Source organism: Variovorax humicola, assembly GCF_037889915.1.
GTDB classification, from domain to species: Bacteria; Pseudomonadota; Gammaproteobacteria; order Burkholderiales; family Burkholderiaceae_C; genus Variovorax; species Variovorax humicola.
Genome location: NZ_JBBKZV010000002.1, coordinates 624186 through 645634 on the forward strand (window position 1 = coordinate 624186; position 21449 = coordinate 645634).

General features: G+C 59.3%; 19 protein-coding genes and 1 pseudogene. 4 read left to right on the forward strand and 16 right to left on the reverse strand.

Annotated features, from left to right (window positions below):
• Positions 1–105: 105 nt before the first annotated feature.
• The 7 genes from WKW80_RS06810 to WKW80_RS06840 all read right to left on the reverse strand — a co-directional run bounded on the left by WKW80_RS06810 (position 106) and on the right by WKW80_RS06840 (position 7655).
• On the reverse strand, positions 106–1341 hold the full coding sequence (locus WKW80_RS06810) for an ATP-grasp domain-containing protein (RefSeq protein WP_340362783.1): 1236 nt from the start codon (positions 1339–1341) through the stop codon (positions 106–108).
• A complete protein-coding gene (locus WKW80_RS06815; protein ID WP_340362784.1) occupies positions 1338–2561 on the reverse strand; it encodes an MFS transporter in 1224 nt (407 codons plus the stop codon). Before WKW80_RS06815 ends, WKW80_RS06810 begins: the two co-directional genes overlap by 4 nt.
• Before the next feature lie 11 nt (positions 2562–2572).
• Positions 2573–3652, reverse strand: coding sequence for an amidinotransferase (locus WKW80_RS06820; protein ID WP_340362785.1), 1080 nt, complete (start codon positions 3650–3652; stop codon positions 2573–2575).
• Between the two features lie 12 nt (positions 3653–3664).
• Positions 3665–4570: a cupin-like domain-containing protein gene (locus WKW80_RS06825; RefSeq protein ID WP_340362786.1), complete on the reverse strand. Its 906-nt coding sequence runs from the start codon at positions 4568–4570 to the stop codon at positions 3665–3667.
• Positions 4567–5292, reverse strand: a complete 726-nt coding sequence (locus WKW80_RS06830; protein ID WP_340362787.1) for an SDR family NAD(P)-dependent oxidoreductase — start codon at positions 5290–5292, stop codon at positions 4567–4569. The genes WKW80_RS06825 and WKW80_RS06830 overlap by 4 nt, the downstream gene beginning before the upstream one ends.
• The gene (locus tag WKW80_RS06835) at positions 5289–6356 is read right to left on the reverse strand and encodes an aromatic ring-hydroxylating oxygenase subunit alpha (protein WP_340362788.1); all 1068 of its coding nucleotides are present in this window, start codon (positions 6354–6356) and stop codon (positions 5289–5291) included. Before WKW80_RS06835 ends, WKW80_RS06830 begins: the two co-directional genes overlap by 4 nt.
• A 717-nt stretch (positions 6357–7073) precedes the next feature.
• Entirely contained in the window at positions 7074–7655 is a 582-nt protein-coding gene (locus tag WKW80_RS06840; protein WP_340362789.1) for a nitrile hydratase subunit alpha, read from the reverse strand.
• Between the two features lie 131 nt (positions 7656–7786).
• On the opposite strand from WKW80_RS06840, the gene WKW80_RS06845 reads away from it, so the two are divergent.
• The 4 genes from WKW80_RS06845 to fusA all read left to right on the forward strand — a co-directional run bounded on the left by WKW80_RS06845 (position 7787) and on the right by fusA (position 11901).
• Positions 7787–8368: a putative pterin-binding protein gene (locus WKW80_RS06845; protein WP_340362790.1), complete on the forward strand. Its 582-nt coding sequence runs from the start codon at positions 7787–7789 to the stop codon at positions 8366–8368.
• A gap of 58 nt (positions 8369–8426) precedes the next feature.
• Positions 8427–9239, forward strand: a complete 813-nt coding sequence (locus WKW80_RS06850) for a methyltransferase domain-containing protein (RefSeq protein ID WP_340362791.1) — start codon at positions 8427–8429, stop codon at positions 9237–9239.
• A 127-nt stretch (positions 9240–9366) separates the two neighbouring features.
• Complete coding sequence (locus tag WKW80_RS06855; protein WP_340362792.1) at positions 9367–9621, forward strand: hypothetical protein; 255 nt, start codon at positions 9367–9369, stop codon at positions 9619–9621.
• A 216-nt stretch (positions 9622–9837) separates the two neighbouring features.
• Complete coding sequence (gene fusA, locus WKW80_RS06860; protein WP_340362793.1) at positions 9838–11901, forward strand: elongation factor G; 2064 nt, start codon at positions 9838–9840, stop codon at positions 11899–11901.
• A 96-nt stretch (positions 11902–11997) separates the two neighbouring features.
• Here the strand turns inward: fusA and WKW80_RS06865 are convergent, their stop codons facing one another.
• The 9 genes and pseudogenes from WKW80_RS06865 to chvE all read right to left on the reverse strand — a co-directional run bounded on the left by WKW80_RS06865 (position 11998) and on the right by chvE (position 21414).
• Positions 11998–12282 carry a hypothetical protein gene (locus tag WKW80_RS06865; RefSeq protein WP_340362794.1) on the reverse strand — a complete coding sequence of 95 codons (285 nt, stop codon included), beginning with the start codon at positions 12280–12282 and terminating at the stop codon, positions 11998–12000.
• A 92-nt stretch (positions 12283–12374) separates the two neighbouring features.
• On the reverse strand, positions 12375–13781 hold the full coding sequence (locus WKW80_RS06870; protein ID WP_340362795.1) for a CoA transferase: 1407 nt from the start codon (positions 13779–13781) through the stop codon (positions 12375–12377).
• A pseudogene (locus tag WKW80_RS06875) lies at positions 13778–13879 on the reverse strand (dihydrodipicolinate synthase family protein); the annotation flags it as partial. The pseudogene WKW80_RS06875 and the gene WKW80_RS06870, both read right to left, overlap by 4 nt.
• Positions 13880–13925: 46 nt before the next feature.
• A complete protein-coding gene (gene yjfF / locus WKW80_RS06880) occupies positions 13926–14960 on the reverse strand; it encodes a galactofuranose ABC transporter, permease protein YjfF (RefSeq protein ID WP_340362796.1) in 1035 nt (344 codons plus the stop codon).
• Positions 14957–16009, reverse strand: a complete 1053-nt coding sequence (locus WKW80_RS06885; protein WP_340362797.1) for an ABC transporter permease — start codon at positions 16007–16009, stop codon at positions 14957–14959. The genes yjfF and WKW80_RS06885 overlap by 4 nt, the downstream gene beginning before the upstream one ends.
• Positions 16002–17528, reverse strand: a complete 1527-nt coding sequence (locus tag WKW80_RS06890) for a sugar ABC transporter ATP-binding protein (RefSeq protein WP_340362798.1) — start codon at positions 17526–17528, stop codon at positions 16002–16004. Before WKW80_RS06890 ends, WKW80_RS06885 begins: the two co-directional genes overlap by 8 nt.
• Positions 17529–17535: 7 nt before the next feature.
• Positions 17536–18759, reverse strand: a complete 1224-nt coding sequence (gene mmsB / locus WKW80_RS06895) for a multiple monosaccharide ABC transporter permease (RefSeq protein WP_340362799.1) — start codon at positions 18757–18759, stop codon at positions 17536–17538.
• Positions 18749–20272 (reverse strand): multiple monosaccharide ABC transporter ATP-binding protein, encoded by a 1524-nt coding sequence (gene mmsA / locus WKW80_RS06900; protein ID WP_340362826.1) that lies wholly within the window; start codon positions 20270–20272, stop codon positions 18749–18751. Before mmsA ends, mmsB begins: the two co-directional genes overlap by 11 nt.
• A 68-nt stretch (positions 20273–20340) precedes the next feature.
• Positions 20341–21414, reverse strand: a complete 1074-nt coding sequence (chvE, locus tag WKW80_RS06905; protein WP_340362800.1) for a multiple monosaccharide ABC transporter substrate-binding protein — start codon at positions 21412–21414, stop codon at positions 20341–20343.
• Between the last annotated feature and the right edge of the window lie 35 nt (positions 21415–21449).

The window sequence follows — 21449 nt, forward strand, 5'->3', positions numbered from 1 at the left end:
GAAGCACAGTCTGCGGCTCATTCTATTCAGGCCTCGCGTTGCCTCGATTCGATTTTATTTACAAATCAATACGCCATAAGCAGCTTGCACAACGCTCATTAATATTCAACTCTGCAGTTCAAATATTTGACCAAGCTTTTCATAACCGCGAATCGCGGCATAATCGGCGTGAATCTGGGCGACATCCGGACTTGCAAGATAAACGTGGCCGGGTTTCGTCAAAAGATTAATTGTCTTGTGTATCTTCATGCCCTCCGTCGGAACACCGAAAGAAGAGTGAAAGGAAGGCAGCCTCGCAACGGTACCTTCCAAATTTAATCGCCTTACAATTCCCTCTTGTTGAGAAATTAAGTTCACAAGCACCAAATTCGCACGCGGCGCATAACTTTCGCTCAACTCACTCTCAAACCAGCCCGGCTTGGTGATAAGGCTCTGCACACACGATAAATGGCTATATCCAAGAGCAAACTCGCTGGCCTTCCCATCAATACCACCTTGGATCCGCGCGGCAGTCTCAAGCAGAATGGGACCGTCTTTTGTGAAAAATAGCTCCGTATGAGTTGGTCCATAGCCAACTTCCAACGCAGTCAAAACCCTCTTTACGTAATCTTGAATCACACTCGATTCAGCGAAATTCGATGCCACGAGAATCTCACGATCATAGATGCTGTAGCCTTCTGGCGTGTGAATGCGTTCTTCCATCCATATCTCAATTATCTTATGTACTCCATCCTTTGAAATAGCATTCACCATGTATTGTTTGCCGAGCAATTTCCGCTGAAGAACTACTTCCTGGTTGTCAATACCGAAAATATTTGCCTTGCCAAGGATGTGCGCGACTCCATTTTTCGCCTGCTCCAGATTTTCGCAGATTCGGAGGTCATCTCCAGCAGCACTCTCAGCCGGCTTGACTACCACCGGAAACCAATGGCTCGGAACATCTGGAAAATCAGAATTTCTCGAAATCACGATCTCTTCAACGGCCGGAATGCCGAAACGCCTCAACGCCCTCATCATCTCCGCTTTGTTTCGCCTCAGTTTTGATGTCGCAGTCGCATTGGCCCGTACGTTAAACAGTCTACCCACACACTCAGCAAGTAGCACGCCAGACTCGCTGCCTGGAAGAACAAATTCAATTCGTTCATTTGCAAGATCGACTCGCAATGCATTTTCGGATGTAAAAACGATATTCCGCCGATAAATGCGTTCATTGAATCCATCACGCCATGGTCTTGGCACCTCAATATTTGACTGAACGTGAATCAAATCAACACCGGCATCAATGAGGTTCTTGGCCAGGAATCTACCGGAGCTATAGCCATCTACCATAATCCCAGTCATAGCGATCTCCAAAATTTGGATTCAAAGCCAGAATTCAACCTGAATAAAAGCAAAATAGAAATAAAAAGAGCGGCGGCACTAACTAGATACGCGACGATATTTAATCCAATTCTGTCTGTCAGACAAGAAAATACCAGTCCAGTGAGACACAATCCCCCGTACGATGCGGCATAGAACAAAGCAAGGGTTCCTTTAAGCATATTTTTCGGTGTTTTTGCCAGCATTCCGGCCATGGAGTAAGCAATACAAACCTCAAAAACAATCATATAAAAAAAATATGCGCCCTGCGAAACAACGAACGAGTGCGAAAAGAAAACCAAAGGCAGCATCAGAATTGCCATCAGCATTGCGCCAGCCAAGAATGTTCCGCTGAATGAATCTTTTCGAATCCATCGACTCGCAACTACTATACCTACAACAATACCTGCCAAACTGATTGCCTCGGTGGTACCCGCACTTTCCATCCCCAAACCAAGCCATTCCAAGGGAAGCCAAGTCCGCAAGGTCTGGTTGATCGATTGAAATGTTATGACAGTGCAAATAAGCATTCCGAAATAAAAAAACTGCTCCGGAGTTTGCCAAATCCTCGCTGCGACCTCTGAGAGAGAATCAAGTTCGAAAACTCCGTTTTTCTCCGTGTCGACATTAGCCAATCGCAGGCTCAGAGCCGCAGCAATCACAAAGAACATTACATCGATAATGCATATTTCCAGCAGACTCATCCTGCCCAAACTTAAAGTGGCAATAATCGCGCCGAAAGCCTGACCAGCGAATTCAAATAGCAAAACAATCGTACTATTAAAGCCCACATCAAAATCGCGAGAAATAAGCTTCACGTAAACAGATCTACATTGCTTGATGAGACATTCGGCCACTCCACGCATGGCCAATAAGATGTAAAGAACGGACAGTGTCGCAGGTCGGTAGAGCACACCGATCGCGCAGGATATTCCGGCCACCGCCAGGCAGGAAAATAGTAACAACAGACGAGGGGAAGTCCTCTCCGTGGTCCTCCAAATAAGTTTTATAAGAATGGCCGCCGGAAGGTACTGCAGCAAGAAGACAATCACCGAACTTGTCGCCGAACCAGTTTCCTCGTAGATCGAGCTTGCGATTGCTACGGGGAGTAGCGTGGCGCCCATGGCGCTAGTGAATACAACCAACGCTATTGGTAGAAGTCCTCGCATCCACTTGCCAACTGAATGTGCGAGATTAGGCATACGCCGATCTTCTAAAAATAGTTCTGCAGTTCGCCCCGACGGCGAACGTCGGCAGTAACGCAATGAAATGCGCCTCCGAACCTGATGACATTTGAGAATCGCACAGGAACGACGTTGAAGCCCCATTTCTCAAAGAAATTTATCATCTCCGCTTCATGGGTCTCCACCACCACCGTATCCGGCGAAAGCATTAGAACGTTCATGCTCAGCCATGCGCTCGACATGTACAGTGTGTGGCCCGGCCGTACAGCGGGCGAAGGAGCGACCCGCACTTCCCATTCGGCAAACTGCGACGGGAGATTTTTGATTCTCTCGGGATGAATCATCAGCTTACCGGGGCATAGCGGGAGAAGGGTCGCATCTATATGCATAGGAGCGTCATCGCAATGGTCCACCTTATGAACGCGATACTTGCTTCCAATCGATCGTCTAACCCACTCGATACCAAAATCATTTGTCACGTGACTCTTCTGGACAAAAATGTCTTCACCGCAGCGAATAAAATCCGCAGCATCAAACGTAGGCTCAAACTCAGACACTGCATAACGATCTGTTAAGTAGGGTGTGACCCGGTCATAATTCTTGTCAAATGTCGCATCCAGCAATTGAGGCTTCGGGGCCGCGATCCAATTTGCGCCTCTATGAAAATACTCCTTCAGCAAAGGGCGAAAGGCATCTGTTTCGAAGTATCTTGACCGCCATGCCATAGGAGCCTCAATAATCGTATCCCCAACAACCAAAAGAGAGTCGCGCGGCATCGCGCTATACAAGCCGCCCAACATCTTCCAATGCGGCGTACTATAAGGAATCGTCTTTTTGACTTTCTCTGGCCGCCTCACCGCGATACCGAGGTCAGAGAGTATCCGGGAGAAGTCGTCGAGTTCCCGACATGCTCTCCCGACAAGTTCTTCCGAAAACTGCTGCCCCGCATGCAGTTTGAAATAATCAATCTGCGCATCAGGAATCGTGGCCTGGACAGCCACTTCGACAGTGGGAATAGTCGCATTGAACATGTCTCCCACAATTACTTCCTCAAGAGGATCCCACTCGTTATACGAACTTACGATCTTTGGAAAATTCTCAGTTTTCATTTGGACTCCCGTTTATTTGTTGGCGGACGGATCATTTTTCGCAGAAAAGCCTCTACCAAACACCCAGTTGTAGAATCTCGCCCCGTTGGGTGGAGGGGTAAAGAAAAAATCGTTCTTTGGCTGGCGATTTAACAGCCCATATCGAATGGCATCAACTAACGTTCGTGCGAAATATCGCGGCCCTTGCTTCAATATCAAACGAACATAGGAAGCATCGGAGATAGGTGCTCCAAACCAGTGATTAATGGATATGGACGGCTCAAGAGATAGAAAACAGTGCCACCACCCTTTCGGGATATAGACGAAATCACCGGCACCAACAATGTGGGTGATTAGCGTCGATTTTTTTAGTTTTTTATATCTAGAAAAATCAGACAGGGGAAGGCGAACTTGACTATTGACTATATTGTCACTCTCAGGGTACACATACTGCGTGTGCTCTGGACTAATAAGCCATAACTGTTTGCGACCAGATATTTGGACAAACAAGTTATCTTTGAGATCCGTATGAAGACCGGAGTTTGTTCCTTTAGATCCAATCCATATCCTTGTATCCCTCGCATGCGAAGAATTGAAAATCTGTGAAAAATCGGCCTGCGCCAACAGCCCTGCACACAGGTCATCCGGTCTGAGGTATGCCAGATAGCATGGAGTCTCCGTATATCCGTTCGCCATTTCGGCGAACTCCTTAAACGACATCTCCCTTTCATATTTTCGATAGTCGATCGAAAATTTTCCACTATTTGGCATATCCAGCATAGGCTTAACATTCTTTTCACCAGCCAAATCAATAAGTACATCCCAAGTCCACTCGAGCGCGGGCATTTTCCATTGATTTTCACCATATGCTGGTGCATTTGGATCAGAAACGATGCGGGCCCGCAGGTCAACAACCTTTTGAATACTGAGTGATTTCATTTTTTGCTCGCCATGCCACCAGAAGTTTCACCACCATCGACAGTAATTATTGACCCATTAAGATACGCATTCTTCCCCGATAGAATGAACTCAACTAATTCGGCAATTTCGGAAGGTTTTCCAAGACGTTTCGACGGATTTTCATTAGCACACGCCGTCAATTTTTCCTCTGAATGTTCGGCAACCTGCATTGGTGTTCTGATATAGCCTGGGCATATGGCACAGGTGTGAATGTCTGGAGCCAACTCGATTGCAAGCGTTCTCGTCAACGCGATCAGACCTGCTTTGGAACAGTTGTATGCTGCATAGCGTGGCATCCCGACCATTCCACTGACCGAAGCAATATTGACTATTTTTCGAGTGAAACCTGGCGAGGGGGAATAGGCGGCAAACTCCCTGCTCAAGATAAACGGAGCCGTTAGATTGACTAGAATTTGCCTATTCCAGGTATCTAGCGGTGTTTGCGCAAATGGGTATGGCTCACTTACTCCTGCGTTATTAATTAGAGCGTATGGCATTTCATAAGTTGAACGTAGATATTTGAGCACTTCTAGCAACTCTTGTTCTCGACTTATGTCGACAATCACACTATTCAGCCTCGGATGACAAAACTCGTTTTTGCTAGAATCAAAACTCACGACTGTATATTTTCGGACCAGCACCTCAATTATTGCTCGACCAATTCCACCGCTACCGCCGGTCAATAGAACGACATTGCTCATGCAGCTTGCTTGTCCATATAGCTCCACCAAGTATTAGCAAAATGCTCTATACCCAGTTCATGCGGTTTTGAGAGCACTCCAATTTTGTAATACCTTGAATGTGTATTGTGCTGGAGATCACGACAGATGGAAAAATCCTCTTCCATGTCCAATTTGATATCTGATATCAGCTGCTCGAGATTCATCGGCCACTGTTCTTTTTGCGCAGCGGTCTGATACACAGCGATGCGCACTCTCGTTATCTCGGGTCCTAACGGCACGATCTGAAATATCGACATATGGTTGAGTGCAGGCTGAAGCGTCATATTCGGCCAGATGAAGCCTTGTTGCGATCCCCCCCCGGCTGGCGACCATGGATATTTGCTCCGGCCAAGTGTGACCTTTTTTCGATAAGGCATGAAAACCCTTACGTGATCCTTTGTTGGGAGCGTCTGGGTTGCCTTGTGGTCAAAGGATTTCAATGTCTTTGGGTGCACGAACGAGAAATGGTAATCCTCGACATAATTTTCCACCACGATCTTCCAATTTATTGGCTCCTCCAAAATGACCGTTGTTATTAGTTCCATGGTGGATATATCTCGCTCCTGCTCCTTAAGATATGCTGGAAATTCACCCAGGTAACTTTTCAAAGGCGAAGTCAAACTATTAAAATTAACGAAGACCAGACCACTCCACTCGTCGCAACGGATTTTCGTTAATTTATATTTTTCTTTGTTCAGATCTTTCAAATAATGATCCTGCGAAGGTATCTTTATCAATTCACCATCGAGATTGAAAGTCCATGCGTGATATGGGCATAGCAATTGACCTTTACATTGACCATCTTCGCTGTTTACCAGCTTTGCACTTCTATGAGGGCATAGATTCAAGTAAGCAACAATGCTATCAACGCTCTTGCGGACTATCAAAACCTCCTCCTTCCCGATGGTCCGCACTACGTACGAATTGATTTGCTTTATTTCATTCTTGTGGCACACAAAATTCCATGTGCTGCAAAAGATTTTTTGCAACTCGCACTTCAATGTTTTCGCCGAGTGGTAAGCAAAAGCAGGAATATTTCTCATGCTCATCCCTTGATAAAAGATTATTCATTCGAGATCTGACAACCGTTTTATTTCTAGCGCAGCCGAAAATATCATTCCTACAATCGGCTCAATTGCGAAAATGACTTTGACTTAGCAGCTGAACGGCTAGACATCAACACGCCACAATATTTCGGCGCCTTGTATGGCGCAAAGTTGAACGGCGCTGGGAATTACGCCCTCGCAGCCACAAGGCGGGAAATCCAAGCCTTGGGGAAATGCACTCTCATCCGTACGGCGGGTGTAGATGAGAGAGTTTGGTTGTCATGGACTGTCCTCCTTGATTTTTCGTTTATTCATAGCGAGGCTATGCGGCGAGGCGGCGCCCAGTCAATGGACTCGAGGGTTAATACCATTGCAAGTTAACAATATTTAATGATCTTGTTTTTGCGCGGGTCCGAATTTGACAATTACGCTTACATTCAACGGCTTGACGCTGACTGCGGCCCGTTGCACGGCATGGACCAGATACTGCAAGCCGCGGCAATGGGTCACTTCGGGGTCATCCGGCCATCGCCCTCGGTAGCCGCGCTCGCAAGCCTTCGCCCACGGCGGCGTTGCGTGCCCGTTGCCGGGCCACCCGGGCCTGTCAAAGAACAGTCCAATCAACAAGGGCTTGCTGAAGGTGCGCACTGCCATCACCAGTGCAGCCGTCACGTGCTGTGTCGATGGCCACGCCATCCGGCCTCTGCTTCGCACCTACCGTTTGGTGCAGGTGGTCGTCGGACCGGCAAGTGGCTCGCACGTCGAGCCTGAAAAGGCGTGACTGCAATTCATCGCCGAATTCGCACAGGCCTGGGAAGCCCACGGCGCGCACTGTGCGCATGCTGGCCGGCACCGAGTTGCGCGAGCGCTCAATAGCACGGTGCGCGACTCGCGAACGACGCGGGCGCGGTATTCCAGGTCCTTGTACCAATCGGGCGGCAAGCCGATGACCGTGAAGGCCGTGCACGAGCACAGCCTGCAGCAGATGACGTTCTGGACGGTCGGCGTGTTCTCCAGTACCACGAGGTGCCGGTGGTGCTTCGGCATCGGGATGCCGAGTTCGGTGATGGCCGCGCGCCCGTTCGCAAGGAGACGCTCGCGGAATGCCGGGTCAACCCACGCCCTGGCGACAACGCGCGCTCCATTGCGCGGCACCCACTCGTCCAGGGCCAGGTGGCTCAGTTCCTCCACACCTTCCGTCGCGTGCATGCCGCGCTCGTCGAGCGCGGACTGGATCGCGCCGACGCGCTGCGGCATCGAGGCCGAGCGCTGGAGCACGGAACTGTCGAGGCTCAAATGCGTTGCCGTGATCGCTCCTCGTCGCACGGATCAGGTGCCTTCGGCCCCACAGGGAATCGCCCACGCCCTGACTTGCCGTTACAGCGCGGCAGTGGACGAACGCAGGCTCGCCGACCCACAATGATTCGATGAACAAACGACACTTCCTCGGCACCGCGGCACTTGCCGGACTGTTGCCTGTTGCAAGCGGCACGTCGGCTGCCGAGCCAACCCTCAAGGGTCCGGGCCTGCTGACCGTCAGCGGTGCCATCGGCAAGTCCAACCGGGGCCCTGTCGATCCGGCGCTCGACCAGTTGATGGTCAAGCACAAGGTCACCTTCGACAAGGCCTTCGTAATCGACGCCGAGGCATTGCACCGCCTGCCTGCCGTCAAGATCAAGCCGACCCTCGAATACGACGCCAAGGCGCACACGCTCTCGGGCCCATTGCTCACCAGCGTGCTGGAGTTGGTGGGCGTTGCGCCCGACGCGATGCTCGGCATGCGCGCGGTTGACGGCTATGTCGTCCCGCTGAAGATGGCCGATGCGCGGACCTACCGCATGATCGTTGCAACAGAGATGGACGGCGCGCCGCTCGTATTGGGCGGGTTGGGCCCGCAGTGGGCGATCTACGAGGCCGACACGCTTGCCGCGTTCAAGGACAAGCCGCTCAAGGAGCGGTTCGCACTTTGCCCGTGGGGGCTGTACAGCATCGAAGTCTCGCGCGGCTGAGCGTCATCCACCCAAGCGACAGGGCTCCCGCAGGAGGTATGAGATGAGCGAAGAAGACTTGTACCTGCTCGGCTACCGCCAGGCGGAACAAGACCGGCTGGAACGCCAGGCGCTCGAACTCGCGGAGGAATCGGATTGGCTCTTCGACCAGATCGGCGTGGGTGATGGTTGGCGGGTCGTGGAGGTCGGCTGCGGACCGCGAGGATGCCTCGATCTTCTCTCCAGGCGCGTCGGCGCGACGGGCCGCGTCGTCGGCGTGGAACGCAGCACCGAGCAGGCCGAAACAGCGCGTCGCTTCGTCGCCGACCGCCCCCTCCCGAACGTCGAGGTTCTTGCCGCGGATGTCCGTGCCAGCGACCTGGCGGCGGGCGCATTCGACCTCGCGACCGCGCGGCTGGTCCTCGTCAACGTGCCGGAACCGCGGCAGATCGTTGCGGAGATGGTGCGCTTCGTACGCCCCGGCGGATTCGTTGCCCTGCATGAGGCCGACGCGGCATTCCAGCGATGCGAGCCTCCACACCCCGCGCAGACGCGCCTGCTGCAGCTTCTGGATGCCTACGCGCAGGCGAACGGTATCGATCGCTTCGTCGGCCTCAAGGTGCCCGGCATGCTGCGTGAGGCGGGACTCCTCGACGTGCGCGTGAATCCCCTGATTCATGTATATCCACTTGCGCACGGGCGTCGCATGCTGTTGCTTGATTTCGTCGAGAACGCACGCAGCCGGCTTGTCGACAGCGGGCTGGTTGGAGAGGACGATCTCGAGATGTTGACCACGGCATTGCGACGGCATCTGGAAGATCCCGCGACGCTCGTCGTCTCGTCCCTCTTCATCCAGGCATGGGGACGCGTTCCCGACCTGGCGACGGCCTGATCGCGACCCGTCGGAACGCGCCTACATGGCGCAGGGCTCTGTCCGATTCCACTCGGCGACATTGCGCCACAGATCGCCCGGCCGTCCGCGCCATAGCCTCCCCTCTCCATAGCAGAAGGAGCACGACATGGCCGACCCACAAGGCACGAAGAGTCCTGACATCCAGGGCGAAGGCAACTACGAGGCAACCCGCCGCTACGACAAGGCCGCAACCGCCTTCGCGCAGTCGACCGACAAGGTCAAGGACGCAGCCCGGAAGGCCCGCCCCGTCGACCCGGCCGATGCCGAGGCGATGCAGAAGGCAGAACAGGAGGGCAAGTCGCATTCCAAGGGCGAAGACGCTGCCAACGTGATGGCGCAGCCTGTCAAGGGAAAGGCCTAGGCAACCCGGAGGGAAGCGCCCCTTTCAGCGTCAACAGGCCCTGGCTCGCCTCGCGGCGACGTCGGGCGGGTTCTGCCCTCCTTGCACCGGATCACCTCCAGTCGGACAATTTGTCGAGCCGGAACACCCTTCCATCGCGTTTGCCCGCATCCGGTTCGTCGCTCCCCGACGTAAAACACGGTACCGCCCCTTTCCGAGGGCGGAAGGAGACGATCCATGCCAAGCCGATCGAACGGCCTCGCGGCCGAACTGGAGAAGGTGCGCACGTTGGCCCTCGTTGGCCCGTCCGCCAGCGGCAAGACCACCCTCGCCGAACTTATGCTCAAGAGCGCCGGCGCCATCGGCGCCACTGGCAGCGTGGAGCGCGGCAGCACCGTGAGCGACCATGACCCGATCGAACGGCGCATGCAGCATTCGCTCAATTCGTCGGTGATGCACCTGACGCATGCCGGGACTCGCATCCACTTCATCGATACCCCCGGCGGCCCCGATTTCCTCGGGCAGAGCCTGCCGGCGCTGGAGGCGGTCGAAACCGCCGCGGTCGTCATCAATGCCGCCACCGGCATCGAGTCGATGGCCGTGCGCATGATGGAGTACGCGGCCTCGCGGCATCTTGCGCGGATGATCATCGTCAACAAGATCGACTCGCAGGGCATCTCGCTTTCGGGCCTGCTGGCGGACATCCAGGCCACTTTCGGCCGCGAATGCCTCCCGCTGAACCTGCCCAATGCAATGGACAAGCGGGTGGTGGACTGCTTCTTCAATCGCCACGGGCAGTCGGACCTCGGTCCGGTCGAGGCGGCGCACCGGGCGCTGGTCGAGCAGGTGGTGGAGGTCGATGCGGCCTTCGTCGACCGGTACCTCGAGGAAGGCGACGTGGACCCGTCCGAGTTGCACGCCCCGCTCGAACAGGCTCTGCGCGAGGGGCACCTGATCCCGGTGTGTTTTGTCTCGGCACGCAGCGGCGCCGGTGTGTCCGAGCTGCTGGACGTGATCGTCAAGCTGCTGCCCGACCCCACCGAGGCCAACCCGCCGGACTTCCTCGTCGGCGAAGGCACGCAGGCACGGCCGATGGCGGTTGAGCCCGATCCGTCGAAGCACGTGCTGGCGCATGTATTCAAGGTCACCGTCGACCCTTACGTCGGCAAGATGGGCATCTTCCGCGTGCACCAGGGCACCATCACCCGCGACAGCCAGCTCTACATCGGCGACGGCCGCAAGCCCTTCAAGGCAGGCCATCTTTTCATGCTGCAGGGCAAGACCTACGTGGAGGTGCCGCGGGTGCTGCCGGGCGACATCGCGGCCGTGGCCAAGGTCGACGAGATCCATTTCGACGCGGTGCTGCACGACGCGGCCGAGGACGACCGGGTGCATCTTGCGCCTCTGGATTTTCCGATTCCGGTGCACGGGCTGGCGATCGAGCCCAAGCGGCACGGCGACGAGCAGCGCATGTGGGAAATCCTGGGCAAGCTGGTCGACGAAGACCCCTGCCTGCGGCTGGAGCACGCGGTCGTCACCAACGAAACCATCGTCTACGGCCTGGGCGAACTGCACCTGCGCGTGCTGCTGGAACGGCTGCGCGAGGTCTACCGCTTCGAGGTCAACACGCGCCCGCCGCGCATCGCCTATCGCGAGACGGTCACGATGCCGGCCGAGGGCCATCATCGCCACAAGAAGCAGAGCGGCGGCGCGGGGCAGTTCGGCGAGGTGTTCCTGCGCATCGAGCCGCTGGCGCGCGGGGCCGGATTCGAGTTTGCCGACGAGGTGCGCGGCGGCACCATCCCGGGCCAGTTCATCCCCGCAGTCGAGAAAGGCGTGCGCGAGGTGCTGGAGCGCGGCGCCATCGCGGGCTACCCCGTGGTCGACGTGCGCGTGGTGGTTTACGACGGCAAGCATCACAGCGTCGACAGCAAGGACATCGCCTTCGCCACGGCCGGGCGCAAGGCCTTCATCGCGGCCATCCAGGCTGCGCGCGCCATCGTGCTGGAGCCGGTGGTGAACATCGACATCGCCGCGCCGGACAAGGTTGTCGGCGACGTCACCGGCGACCTGTCGGGCCGGCGCGGCCTGGTCACAGGCACATCCAACGGATCGGCGGGAACGGTGCTTATCCGCGGTCAGGTGCCGCTGGCCGAGTTGTCGGGCTACCAGTCGCGACTCAATGCGCTGACCAGCGGCCAGGGACGCTACACGATGGAACTGTCGCACTACGAAGCCGTGCCACCGTCGGTGCAGCAGACCTTGATGGGGCAGCATCAGCAGCAGCGAGATGAGGAATGATTCTGCGCAGGCCGGGGCTGCTCGATTGGCATGAGCGGCGTGACGCTGGCCGGGACGATCGCTGCCGCCGGCCGCCAAGCCAGTCTCTGCAGACACCTAGTTTTTTGATGCTCGCGCCACCGCGGCTTCGAGCACTTCGATGCTCGCGGGACTGGCGTTCTGCCGGCGCGCCTCGGCCTGCAGCAGCGCGGGGCTGGTGTCGCCAGCCAGTTCTTCCAGTTGCGCCATGAGTGCACGCCGGCGCCGCACCAAGGCCACCGTCGGAGTATCGCGGCCGCTGCGAGAGCGCCGGCGAAACCACACGAACGCGACGGCCGCAGCAATCGCGATCACGATCACACCGACCCACACTTCCCATCTCGAAATCAACGAATCCAACACGGTCGCTCCCGGCTTGAACCTCGATGCAGCCACTGGTTATAAGACCAAAGTTTGAGTGGACGACTTGGCTGAAACCGACCGTTACTGTTCGTTCAACTTGTGGCGTGCCAGGATGGCGGATGACTGCCCGGCGGCATCGAAAGGCGGGGCCAGGCGGCAGGCGTGCGGGCAAGGCACGCGCTGTGGCGCAAGGCTGTGAGACGGCCGAAGCCGGAGTCCGTGGTTTCAAGATGTGGTTGCAAGTCGGGCCTGGCCGCTGCGAGCCCATCGGTCACCCGCCCGAACGAGCGCAGCCATTGACCGGTCTGCGCCAGCGACACCTGCACATGCCAGCTACCACCCTCGTGTTGCTGGCGCACGAGCGCAGCGGCGGCGCCAAAGGCCATCAGGTAGCCGGTGGCTTCGTCGAGGATCTGCATCGGCATGGGACGCGGCTTGCCGTCGCCGGCCGCCTCGCCCTCCGCATGGTTGAAGCCCATGGCGGTTTGCACCAGCGAATCGAAGCCGCGGCGCCCGGCCCATGGACCCTGGGTGCCGTAGGCGGTGAGCGAGACGTACACGATGCCGGGACGGAGCCGCGCGACCTCTTCCGGGCCAAAGCCCAACGCATGGAGGCCGCCCGGTCGATAGCCCTGCGTGAACACATGCGCCTCGCGGACGAGGCGCCGCATCGCATCGCGGCCGTCCTCACGGAGCAGGTCGACCAGCGCGCTGAGCTTGCCGCGGCTGGTATCGGCGATGGCAGAAATGTTCGGAAGGTTCGGCGAGTTGACGAGCATCACGTCAGCGCCGTGGGCGGCGAGCGCCTTGCCGCCGACCGGGCCGGCGAGGATGCGCGTGAGGTCGAGCACGCGCAGGCCGGTCAACGGCCGATGGTCTTCGCGCAGCGGCGGCAAGGCAAGCGGCGGGGCGTCGCCGATGCGTTCGATGGTGAACAGCGGCTGCGTTGCAATGGCGCGGCCTTGCGGTGTCGCATCCCATTCCTCGAATCGCCGCAGCGCCGTCGCGACGAGCTTTTGCCCTGCGGCCGCTTCCTCGAAGTCGAGCGCGCGCCAGCCAAGCAACGCCTGCTCCGCGTCGGCCCGCTGCGCCTTCTGCGGGTCCAATCCCAGCAAGCGCAGCGCGCCTTCTCGATGGTGCGCAAAGTTGGCATGCACCCGCACATGACCGTCGGCGCAGCGGTAAAGGCCTGAGAACGCATCCCAGATATCGGGTACCTTGCCGTCGATGCTGAACCAGCCCGTGCATTCGATGGCGGCATCGAGCATGTCGATGGAGACCTGCTGGCGCGCAACGCCGCGCAGGTGGCCCAGTTCGCAGGCCGCGAGCGCGGCCGCGGCAATGGTGCTCTGCGCAGCGGCACCCACCGCAAAGGATGAAGGAAAGACCGGGTCGCTGCCGGTCAGGCTGGCGAAGTGCAGCGCCTCGGCAGGAAGGGCTGCCAGCGACCAGAGATCACGCAGGACGTCGGGACTCTTGCTCAGCAGCGCTTCATTCATCGGCCCCAGCGTAGCACCAGCGGATCGAGGCGTTTCGCCGTCTCCAGCAAACCCGATCGCGTGTCGGGGTGCATCGACGGCCACGGATGACGCGGCGGCTGCGCTCGGCGCACACCCTGGTGCTGAAGTGCGTGGTCGTCACGATCACCGCCTTGGCGCGCGCGAGGTGAAGAAGCGTTGCAGCAGGCAGAAGACAAAGAGCAAGGCGCCGACGACGATGCGCGTCCACCAGGAACTCAGCGTGCCGTCGAACGAGATCAGCGTCTGGATGATGCCGAGCATCAGCACGCCGAACAGCGTGCCCGCCACGTAGCCGACACCGCCTGTGAGCAAGGTACCGCCGATCACCACGGCCGCGATGGCATCCAGCTCGAGGCCGATCGCATGCAGCCCGTAGCCCGATAGCATGTAGAACGTGAAGATCACGCCGGCCAGCGCCGAACAGAAGCCCGAGAGCGTGTAGACGCCGATCAGCGTCGAGCGCACCGGCAGGCCCATCAGCAGCGCCGAGTTCTCGCTGCCGCCAATCGCGTACACGGTGCGGCCGAACGGCGTGCAATGGGCGATGAAGATCGCCGCCAGCACCACCACGATCGCGATCACTGCGCTGATCGACACCGAGGCATCGCCCCACACCGGGATGCGCACCTGCGACACCTGCGTGTAGAAATCGTTCTGGATGCTGACCGAATCGATGCTGATCACGTAGCAAAGCCCGCGCGCCAGGAACATGCCGGCCAGCGTCACGATGAATGGCTGCAGCCGAAAGCGCTCGATCAGCAAACCCATGAACGCTCCGAACGCCGTGCCCATGAGCAGCACCAGCGGCAGCACCGCGGCGGGGCTCCATCCGTGCTTCTCCACGAGCGAGGCCGACACCATCGTGGTCAACGCGATGACCGATCCGACCGACAGATCGATGCCGCCCGAAAGAATCACGAAGGTCATGCCCACAGCGACCACGATGAGGAAGGCGTTGTCGATCAGCAGGTTCAGGAACACCTGCGCCGAGAAGAACCCGGTGTACATGACCGAGCCCAGCGTCGCCATCAGCATGAACAGCGATATGGTCGCGGCCAATGGCAAGTACTTCGGATTGACGCTCCTTTTCCTGCTCCCTCTCCCGCCGGCGGGAGAGGGTCGGGGCGAGGGCGAGTCCTTGGCAAGCACCGCGCTCACAACTGCACCTCACCCAACGCAGGCCGCCTGACCAGCGCCCGCACCGTTCCCCGAAACTCCGCCGACTGCAGCAACATCACCAGGAACACCACCACGGCCTTCACCACCAGGTTGATCTCCGGCGGCACACCCAGCGAGTAGATCGCGTAGGTCAGCGTCTGGATGATCAACGCGCCGATCACGCTGCCCACCAGACTGAAGCGCCCGCCCGTGAGCGCCGTACCGCCCAGCGTCACGGCCAGGATCGCATCCAGTTCCAGCAATTGCCCCGCGTTGTTGCCGTCCGCGCTCTTCACGTTCGAGCTGATCAGCAACCCCGCGATTCCCGCGCACGCGCCGCAGAACGCGTAGGCCCCGACGATCAACCGCCGTGCCTGCACGCCCGACACACGCGCCGCCGTCGGGTTGATGCCCACCGCCTGGATGAACAGCCCAAGCGCCGTCCGCGTGATGACCAGATACAGCACAGCGAAAAGCGCCGCCGCGATGTACAGCGAGAACGGCAGCCCGAACAGGTAGCCGCTGCCGAGGAAGAAATACGGCGCGTAGTAGATCGTGATGATCTGTCCGCTCGTGATGAGCTGCGCGATGCCGCGCCCCGCCACCATCAGGATCAGCGTCGCGATGATCGGCTGCATGCCGACCTTGGCCACCAGCAGCCCGTTCCAGACGCCGCAAGCCAGCGCCAGCGCTATCGCCGAGACAATGGCCAGCCACATCGGAAAGCGGCTGACATCCGGCTTGACCGAACCGCCGATCATCCAGGCCGCCAGCGCCGCCGCAATCGCCACCACCGCGCCCACCGAAATGTCGATGCCCCGCGTCGCGATCACCAGCGTCATCCCCAGCGACACCAGCACCAGCGGCGCCGCGCGGTTCAGGATGTCGATGAGACTGCCGTACAAATGACCATTGCGTACTTCGATGTGCAGGAAGCTGCCGTTGAACGCCGTGTTGAGCGCCAGCAGCAACAGCAGCGTGACCAGCGGCCATGCCAGGCGATGCCGCATCGCAGTGTGGAAGAGGCTGGGCGTCGTTGCTTCAGGCATGCTCGGCCGCGATCATTTCGTACACGTCGTCCTCGCTCGCGCCGCCGGGCAACTCGCCCACCTTGCGCCGGTCGCGCAGCACCACGATGCGATGCGCCACGCGCACCACCTCGCTCATTTCGGAGGAGATGAACAGCACCGCCATGCCGGCCTTCGCCAGCCGCAGGATCTGCTCCATGATTTCCTGCTTGGCAGCCACGTCGATGCCGCGCGTCGGCTCGTCGAGGATCAGCAGCCGCGGCTCGGTCGCGAGCCAGCGCGCGATCATGGCCTTCTGCTGGTTGCCGCCGGAAAGCAGGCCGATCGGCGTCTCCACGCTCGTCGTCTTGATGCCGAGGGAAGCGACGAACTTCTCGGCCAGTGCCGTCTGCTCCGCCTTCGACAAAAAGCGCCGCGTGCCAAGCCGCGCCTGCAGCGCCAGCGCGATGTTCTCGCGCAGCGACAGCTCGGCCACGATGCCATCGGTCTTGCGCTCCTCCGGGCAGAGCGCCAGCCCCTGCTGGATCGCATCGACAGGGTTGCCAAACTTGACTGTCTTGCCGTCGATCTTCAGCACGCCGCGGTCGGGCGCCTCCAGCCCGAACAGCAGCCGCGCAAGCTCGGTGCGGCCTGCACCGAGCAGCCCGGCCAGTCCGACGATCTCGCCAGCCTGCACGCGCAAATCCAGCGGCTGCAGTTGGCCCGCCTGCCCGATGTTCTCGGCCTGCAACAGCGCTGTGGCCGATGCGTCGAACGGCGGCAACTCGGTAGGCCGCGCCGATTGGGCAGCCAACTCGCGTCCCAGCATCGCGGCAATCAACGCCTGTGATCCCAATTCGCTCGCGCGCCATTCGCCAACCCATGCGCCGTTGCGCAACACCGTGATGCGGTCCGACACGGCATACATCTGGTTCAGGAAGTGCGTGACGAAAACGATCGCAAGCCCCTCGCTGCGCAAGCGCCGCAGCACCTCGAACAGCTTGTGGACTTCATCGTCGTCCAGGCTGGAGGTCGGCTCGTCGAGGATCAGCACCTTCGACGACACGCCCAGCGCCCGCGCAATCGCGACCATCTGCTGCACCGCCACCGAGTAGCTCGACAACAGCCGCGTCACGTCGATATCGAGCCCGATCCGCGCCAGCAATTCGGCGGCCCGCCGATTCACCGTGCCCCAGTCGATCCGGAAGCCCTGCGCCATGCCGCAGCGCGGATAGCGGCCGGCAAACACGTTCTCGGCCACCGAAAGATTCGGGCACAGGTTCACCTCCTGGTACACCGTGCTGATACCGAGTTTCTGCGCCTCCAGCGGCGACGACGGCCGGATGGCCTCGCCCTCCAGCCGCATCTCCCCGCCGCTCGAAGCAAACACGCCCGTGAGCACCTTGATCAAGGTCGACTTGCCCGCGCCGTTCTGTCCCATCAGCGCATGGATCTCTCCGGGGTACAGCCGCAACCGCACGTCGCGCAGCACGCTGACGCCGGAAAAATCCTTGGAGATGCCGGTCAGTTCCAGGACGGGTGCGACGTCGGGCGCGGCCATGGAGGGGTCACTTGTTCTTGTTGTAGACGTCGATGAACACCGCGGCCAGCAACACCAGGCCCTTGATGACCTGCTGGTAGTCGATGCCGATGCCGAGGATCGACATGCCGTTGTTCATCACGCCCATCACGAAGGCGCCGATGACCGCGCCCATCACCTTGCCCACGCCGCCCGATGCGGAGGCGCCGCCGATGAAGCAGGCGGCGATCACGTCGAGCTCGAAGCCGAGACCGGCCTTCGGCGTGGCGGTGTTCAACCGCGCGGCAAACACCAGCCCGGCCAACGCCGCCAGCACGCCCATGTTCACGAAGGTCAGGAACGCCAGCCGCTGCGTCTTGACGCCCGACAGCCGCGCCGCCTTCTCGTTGCCGCCCATCGCGTAGATGCGCCGTCCGATGGTCATCCGGTTGGTGACGAAGTCATAGGCCACGATCAGCACCGTCATCACGATCAGCACATTCGGGAGGCCCTTGTACGACGCGAGCAGATAGCTCAGGAACAGCACCACGCCCGCGAAGAACAGGTTCTTGACCAGGAAGAAAGCGTAAGGCTCCTGCGCCATGCCGTGCTTCGCCAGCCCGGCCCGGCCGCGCAGCGCAAAGAACATCATCGCGGCCGCCGCAACGACACCCAGCACGACCGAAGTGGTGCGAATCGTCTCGCCACCGATCACGTCGGGAATGAAGCCGGAACTCAGCCGCTGGAAGGTTTCGGGAAACGGCCCCACCGACTGGCCCGCCAGCAGGGCGAGCGACAGCCCCTTGAACACCAGCATCCCCGCCAGCGTGACGATGAACGACGGGATGCGGAAGTACGCGACGAACCAGCCCTGCGCCGCGCCGATGGCGCCGCCCGCGACGAGGCAGACAATGGTCGTCGGAATGAAGTGCCAGTCGAACTGCACCATCAGCACCGCCGCCAGCGCGCCGATGAAGCCGCACACCGAGCCCACAGACAAGTCGATGTGTCCCGCCACGATCACCAGCAGCATGCCCAGCGCCATGATGACGATGTAGCTGTTCTGCAGCAGCAGGTTGGTGAGGTTGAGCGGACGCATCAGCGTGCCGTCGGTCAGCACCTGGAACAGCACCATGATCGCGACCAGCGAGATCAGCATGCCGTATTCGCGCAGGTTGTTCTTGATGAACCCGCTGTTGGGTGATGTCGAACCCGTCGGCACGGCAGGTGCGGCCGCAGTCGGGGCAATGACCCTTTTCACTTCACTCGTCATGGACTGAACTCCCCGAATTGACGATGGCGCGCATGATTTTCTCTTGCGTGGCCTCGGCGGCCACGTACTCCGCGACAAAGCGGCCTTCGTTCATCACGTAGATCCGGTCGCACATGCCGAGCAGTTCGGGCATCTCCGACGAGATCATCAGGATGCCCTTGCCCTCGCTCGCCAGCTGGTCGACGATGGTGTAGATCTCGTATTTGGCTCCCACATCGATGCCGCGCGTCGGCTCGTCGAGCATCAGCAGTTCCGGCTTGGCAAACAGCCATTTGCTCAGCACCACTTTCTGCTGGTTGCCACCCGACAGGTTGACCACGTGCTGCGACACGTCGGCGCAGCGGATGTTCAATGCCTTGCGGTAGTTGGCCGCCACCTGGTACTCGCGCGCATCGTCGATGACCATCGCGCTGGACACCGCCTCCAGGTTGGCCAGGCTGATGTTCTTCTTGATCTCTTCCTCGAGCACCAGGCCGGCGCCCTTGCGGTCTTCCGTCACGTAGGCAATGCCGTGGTCGATCGCCTTGCGAATGGTGCCCAGGTCGACTTCCTTGCCGTGCATGAAAGCCTTGCCGCTGATGCGCTGGCCATAGGAGCGGCCGAACACGCTCATCGCGAACTCGGTGCGCCCTGCCCCCATCAGGCCCGCAATACCGACAATCTCGCCCTTGCGCACATGAAGATTCACGCCCTTGATCTGCTCGCGGTCGGCATGCAGCTCATGGTGCACGCGCCAGTCGCGCACCTCGAAGATGGTCTCGCCGATGTTCGGCGAACGTTGCGGATAGCGATGCGCCATGTCGCGCCCGACCATGCCCCGGATGATGCGGTCTTCGCTGATCGCGGTGAGGCGACAGTCCATCGTCTCGACCGTGCCGCCATCGCGCAGCACGGTGATGGAATCCGCCACCTTGGCAATCTCGTTGAGCTTGTGCGAGATGAGAATCGACGAGATGCCCTGCGCTTTCAGGCCGAGCAGCAGCGCCAGCAACGCATCGCTGTCGCTCTCGTTCAGGCTCGCGGTGGGCTCGTCGAGGATCAACAGCTTGACCTTCTTCGACAAGGCCTTTGCGATTTCCACGAGCTGCTGCTTGCCCACGCCAAGGTTGGTGATGAGCGCGGTCGGATGCTCCTTCAAGCCCACCTTGTCGAGCAACTCCCGTGTCCTGGCATACGCCTCGAACCAGTCGATCACCCCGCCGCGCGCCGTCTCGTTGCCGAGGAAGATGTTCTCGGCAATCGACAGCAGCGGCACCAGCGCCAACTCCTGGTGGATGATGATGATGCCGAGCTTCTCGCTGTCTGCAATGTCCTTGAAGCGCCGCAGCTCGCCCTCGAAATGAATCTCGCCGGTGTAGGTGTCGGCGGGATAGACGCCGCTGAGCACCTTCATCAGCGTCGACTTTCCTGCCCCGTTCTCGCCGACGACGGCATGGATTTCGCCCGCGCGCACCGCAAGGTTGACGTTGTCGAGTGCGTTCACCCCTGGGAACGTCTTCGTGATGCCACGCATCTCCAGAATCGCGTCGTTCAACTCGTCTCTCCCGTCAAACCTCGCAGCGCGAGCATTCCGCCCTGCAGCTACTTGATCTGCGCTTCGGTGTAGTAGCCGCTGTCGATCAGCACCTGCTTCCAGTTGCCGATGTCCACGCTCACCGGCTTCAGCAGGTATGACGGCACCACCTTCACGCCATTGTTGTAGGTCTTGGTGTCGTTCACCTCGGGCTTCGTGCCGGCCATCATGGCATCCACCATGCCCACTGTCACCTTGGCCAGTTCGCGGGTGTCCTTGAAGATGGTCGAGGTCTGTTCCTTGCGCAGCATCGACTTGATCGACGGCACCTCGGCGTCTTGGCCCGTCACCACCGGCATCGCCTGCGAGCCCGAGCCATAGCCCACGCCCTTCAGCGAGGACAGGATGCCGATCGACAGGCCGTCGTAAGGCGACAGCACCGCATCGACGCGGTCCTTCGTGTAGTAGGCCGACAGCAGGTTGTCCATGCGCGCCTGCGCCACTGCGCCGTCCCAGCGCAGCGTGCCGACCTTGTCCATGCCCATCTGCTTGCTGCGCACCACCAGCTTGCCGCTGTCGATGTACGGCTTCAGCACCGACATGGCCCCGTCATAGAAGAAGAAGGCGTTGTTGTCGTCCGGCGAGCCGCCGAACAATTCGATGTTGAACGGGCCCTTGCCGGCCTTGAGGTTCAGCGACTTCTCGATCGACTGCGCTTGCAGCACACCCACCTGGAAGTTGTCGAAGGTGGCGTAGTAGTCGACGTTCTTCGAGCCCTTGATGAGCCGGTCGTACGCGATGACCTTCACGCCCTTGTCCGCCGCCTTCTGCAGCACGTCGGACAGCGTCGTGCCGTCGATGGCCGCGATGACAAGCACCTTCGAGCCCTTGGTCACCATGTTCTCGATCTGCGCGAGTTGGTTGGGGATGTCGTCGTCGGCATACTGGAGATCGGTCTTGTACCCCTTCTCCTTGAAGTACTTGACCATGTTGGCGCCGTCGGCGATCCAGCGTGCCGACGACTTGGTCGGCATCGAGATGGCGATCGGGCCCTTGTCCTGTGCCTGCGCGAGCGAGGCCACGCCGATGAGCCCGGTAGCTGCGATGCCTGCGAGCAGGGTCTTGAGAAAGGTGCGTTTCATTCGAATGGTCTCCTGGATATTGCGTCGTGTGGTGT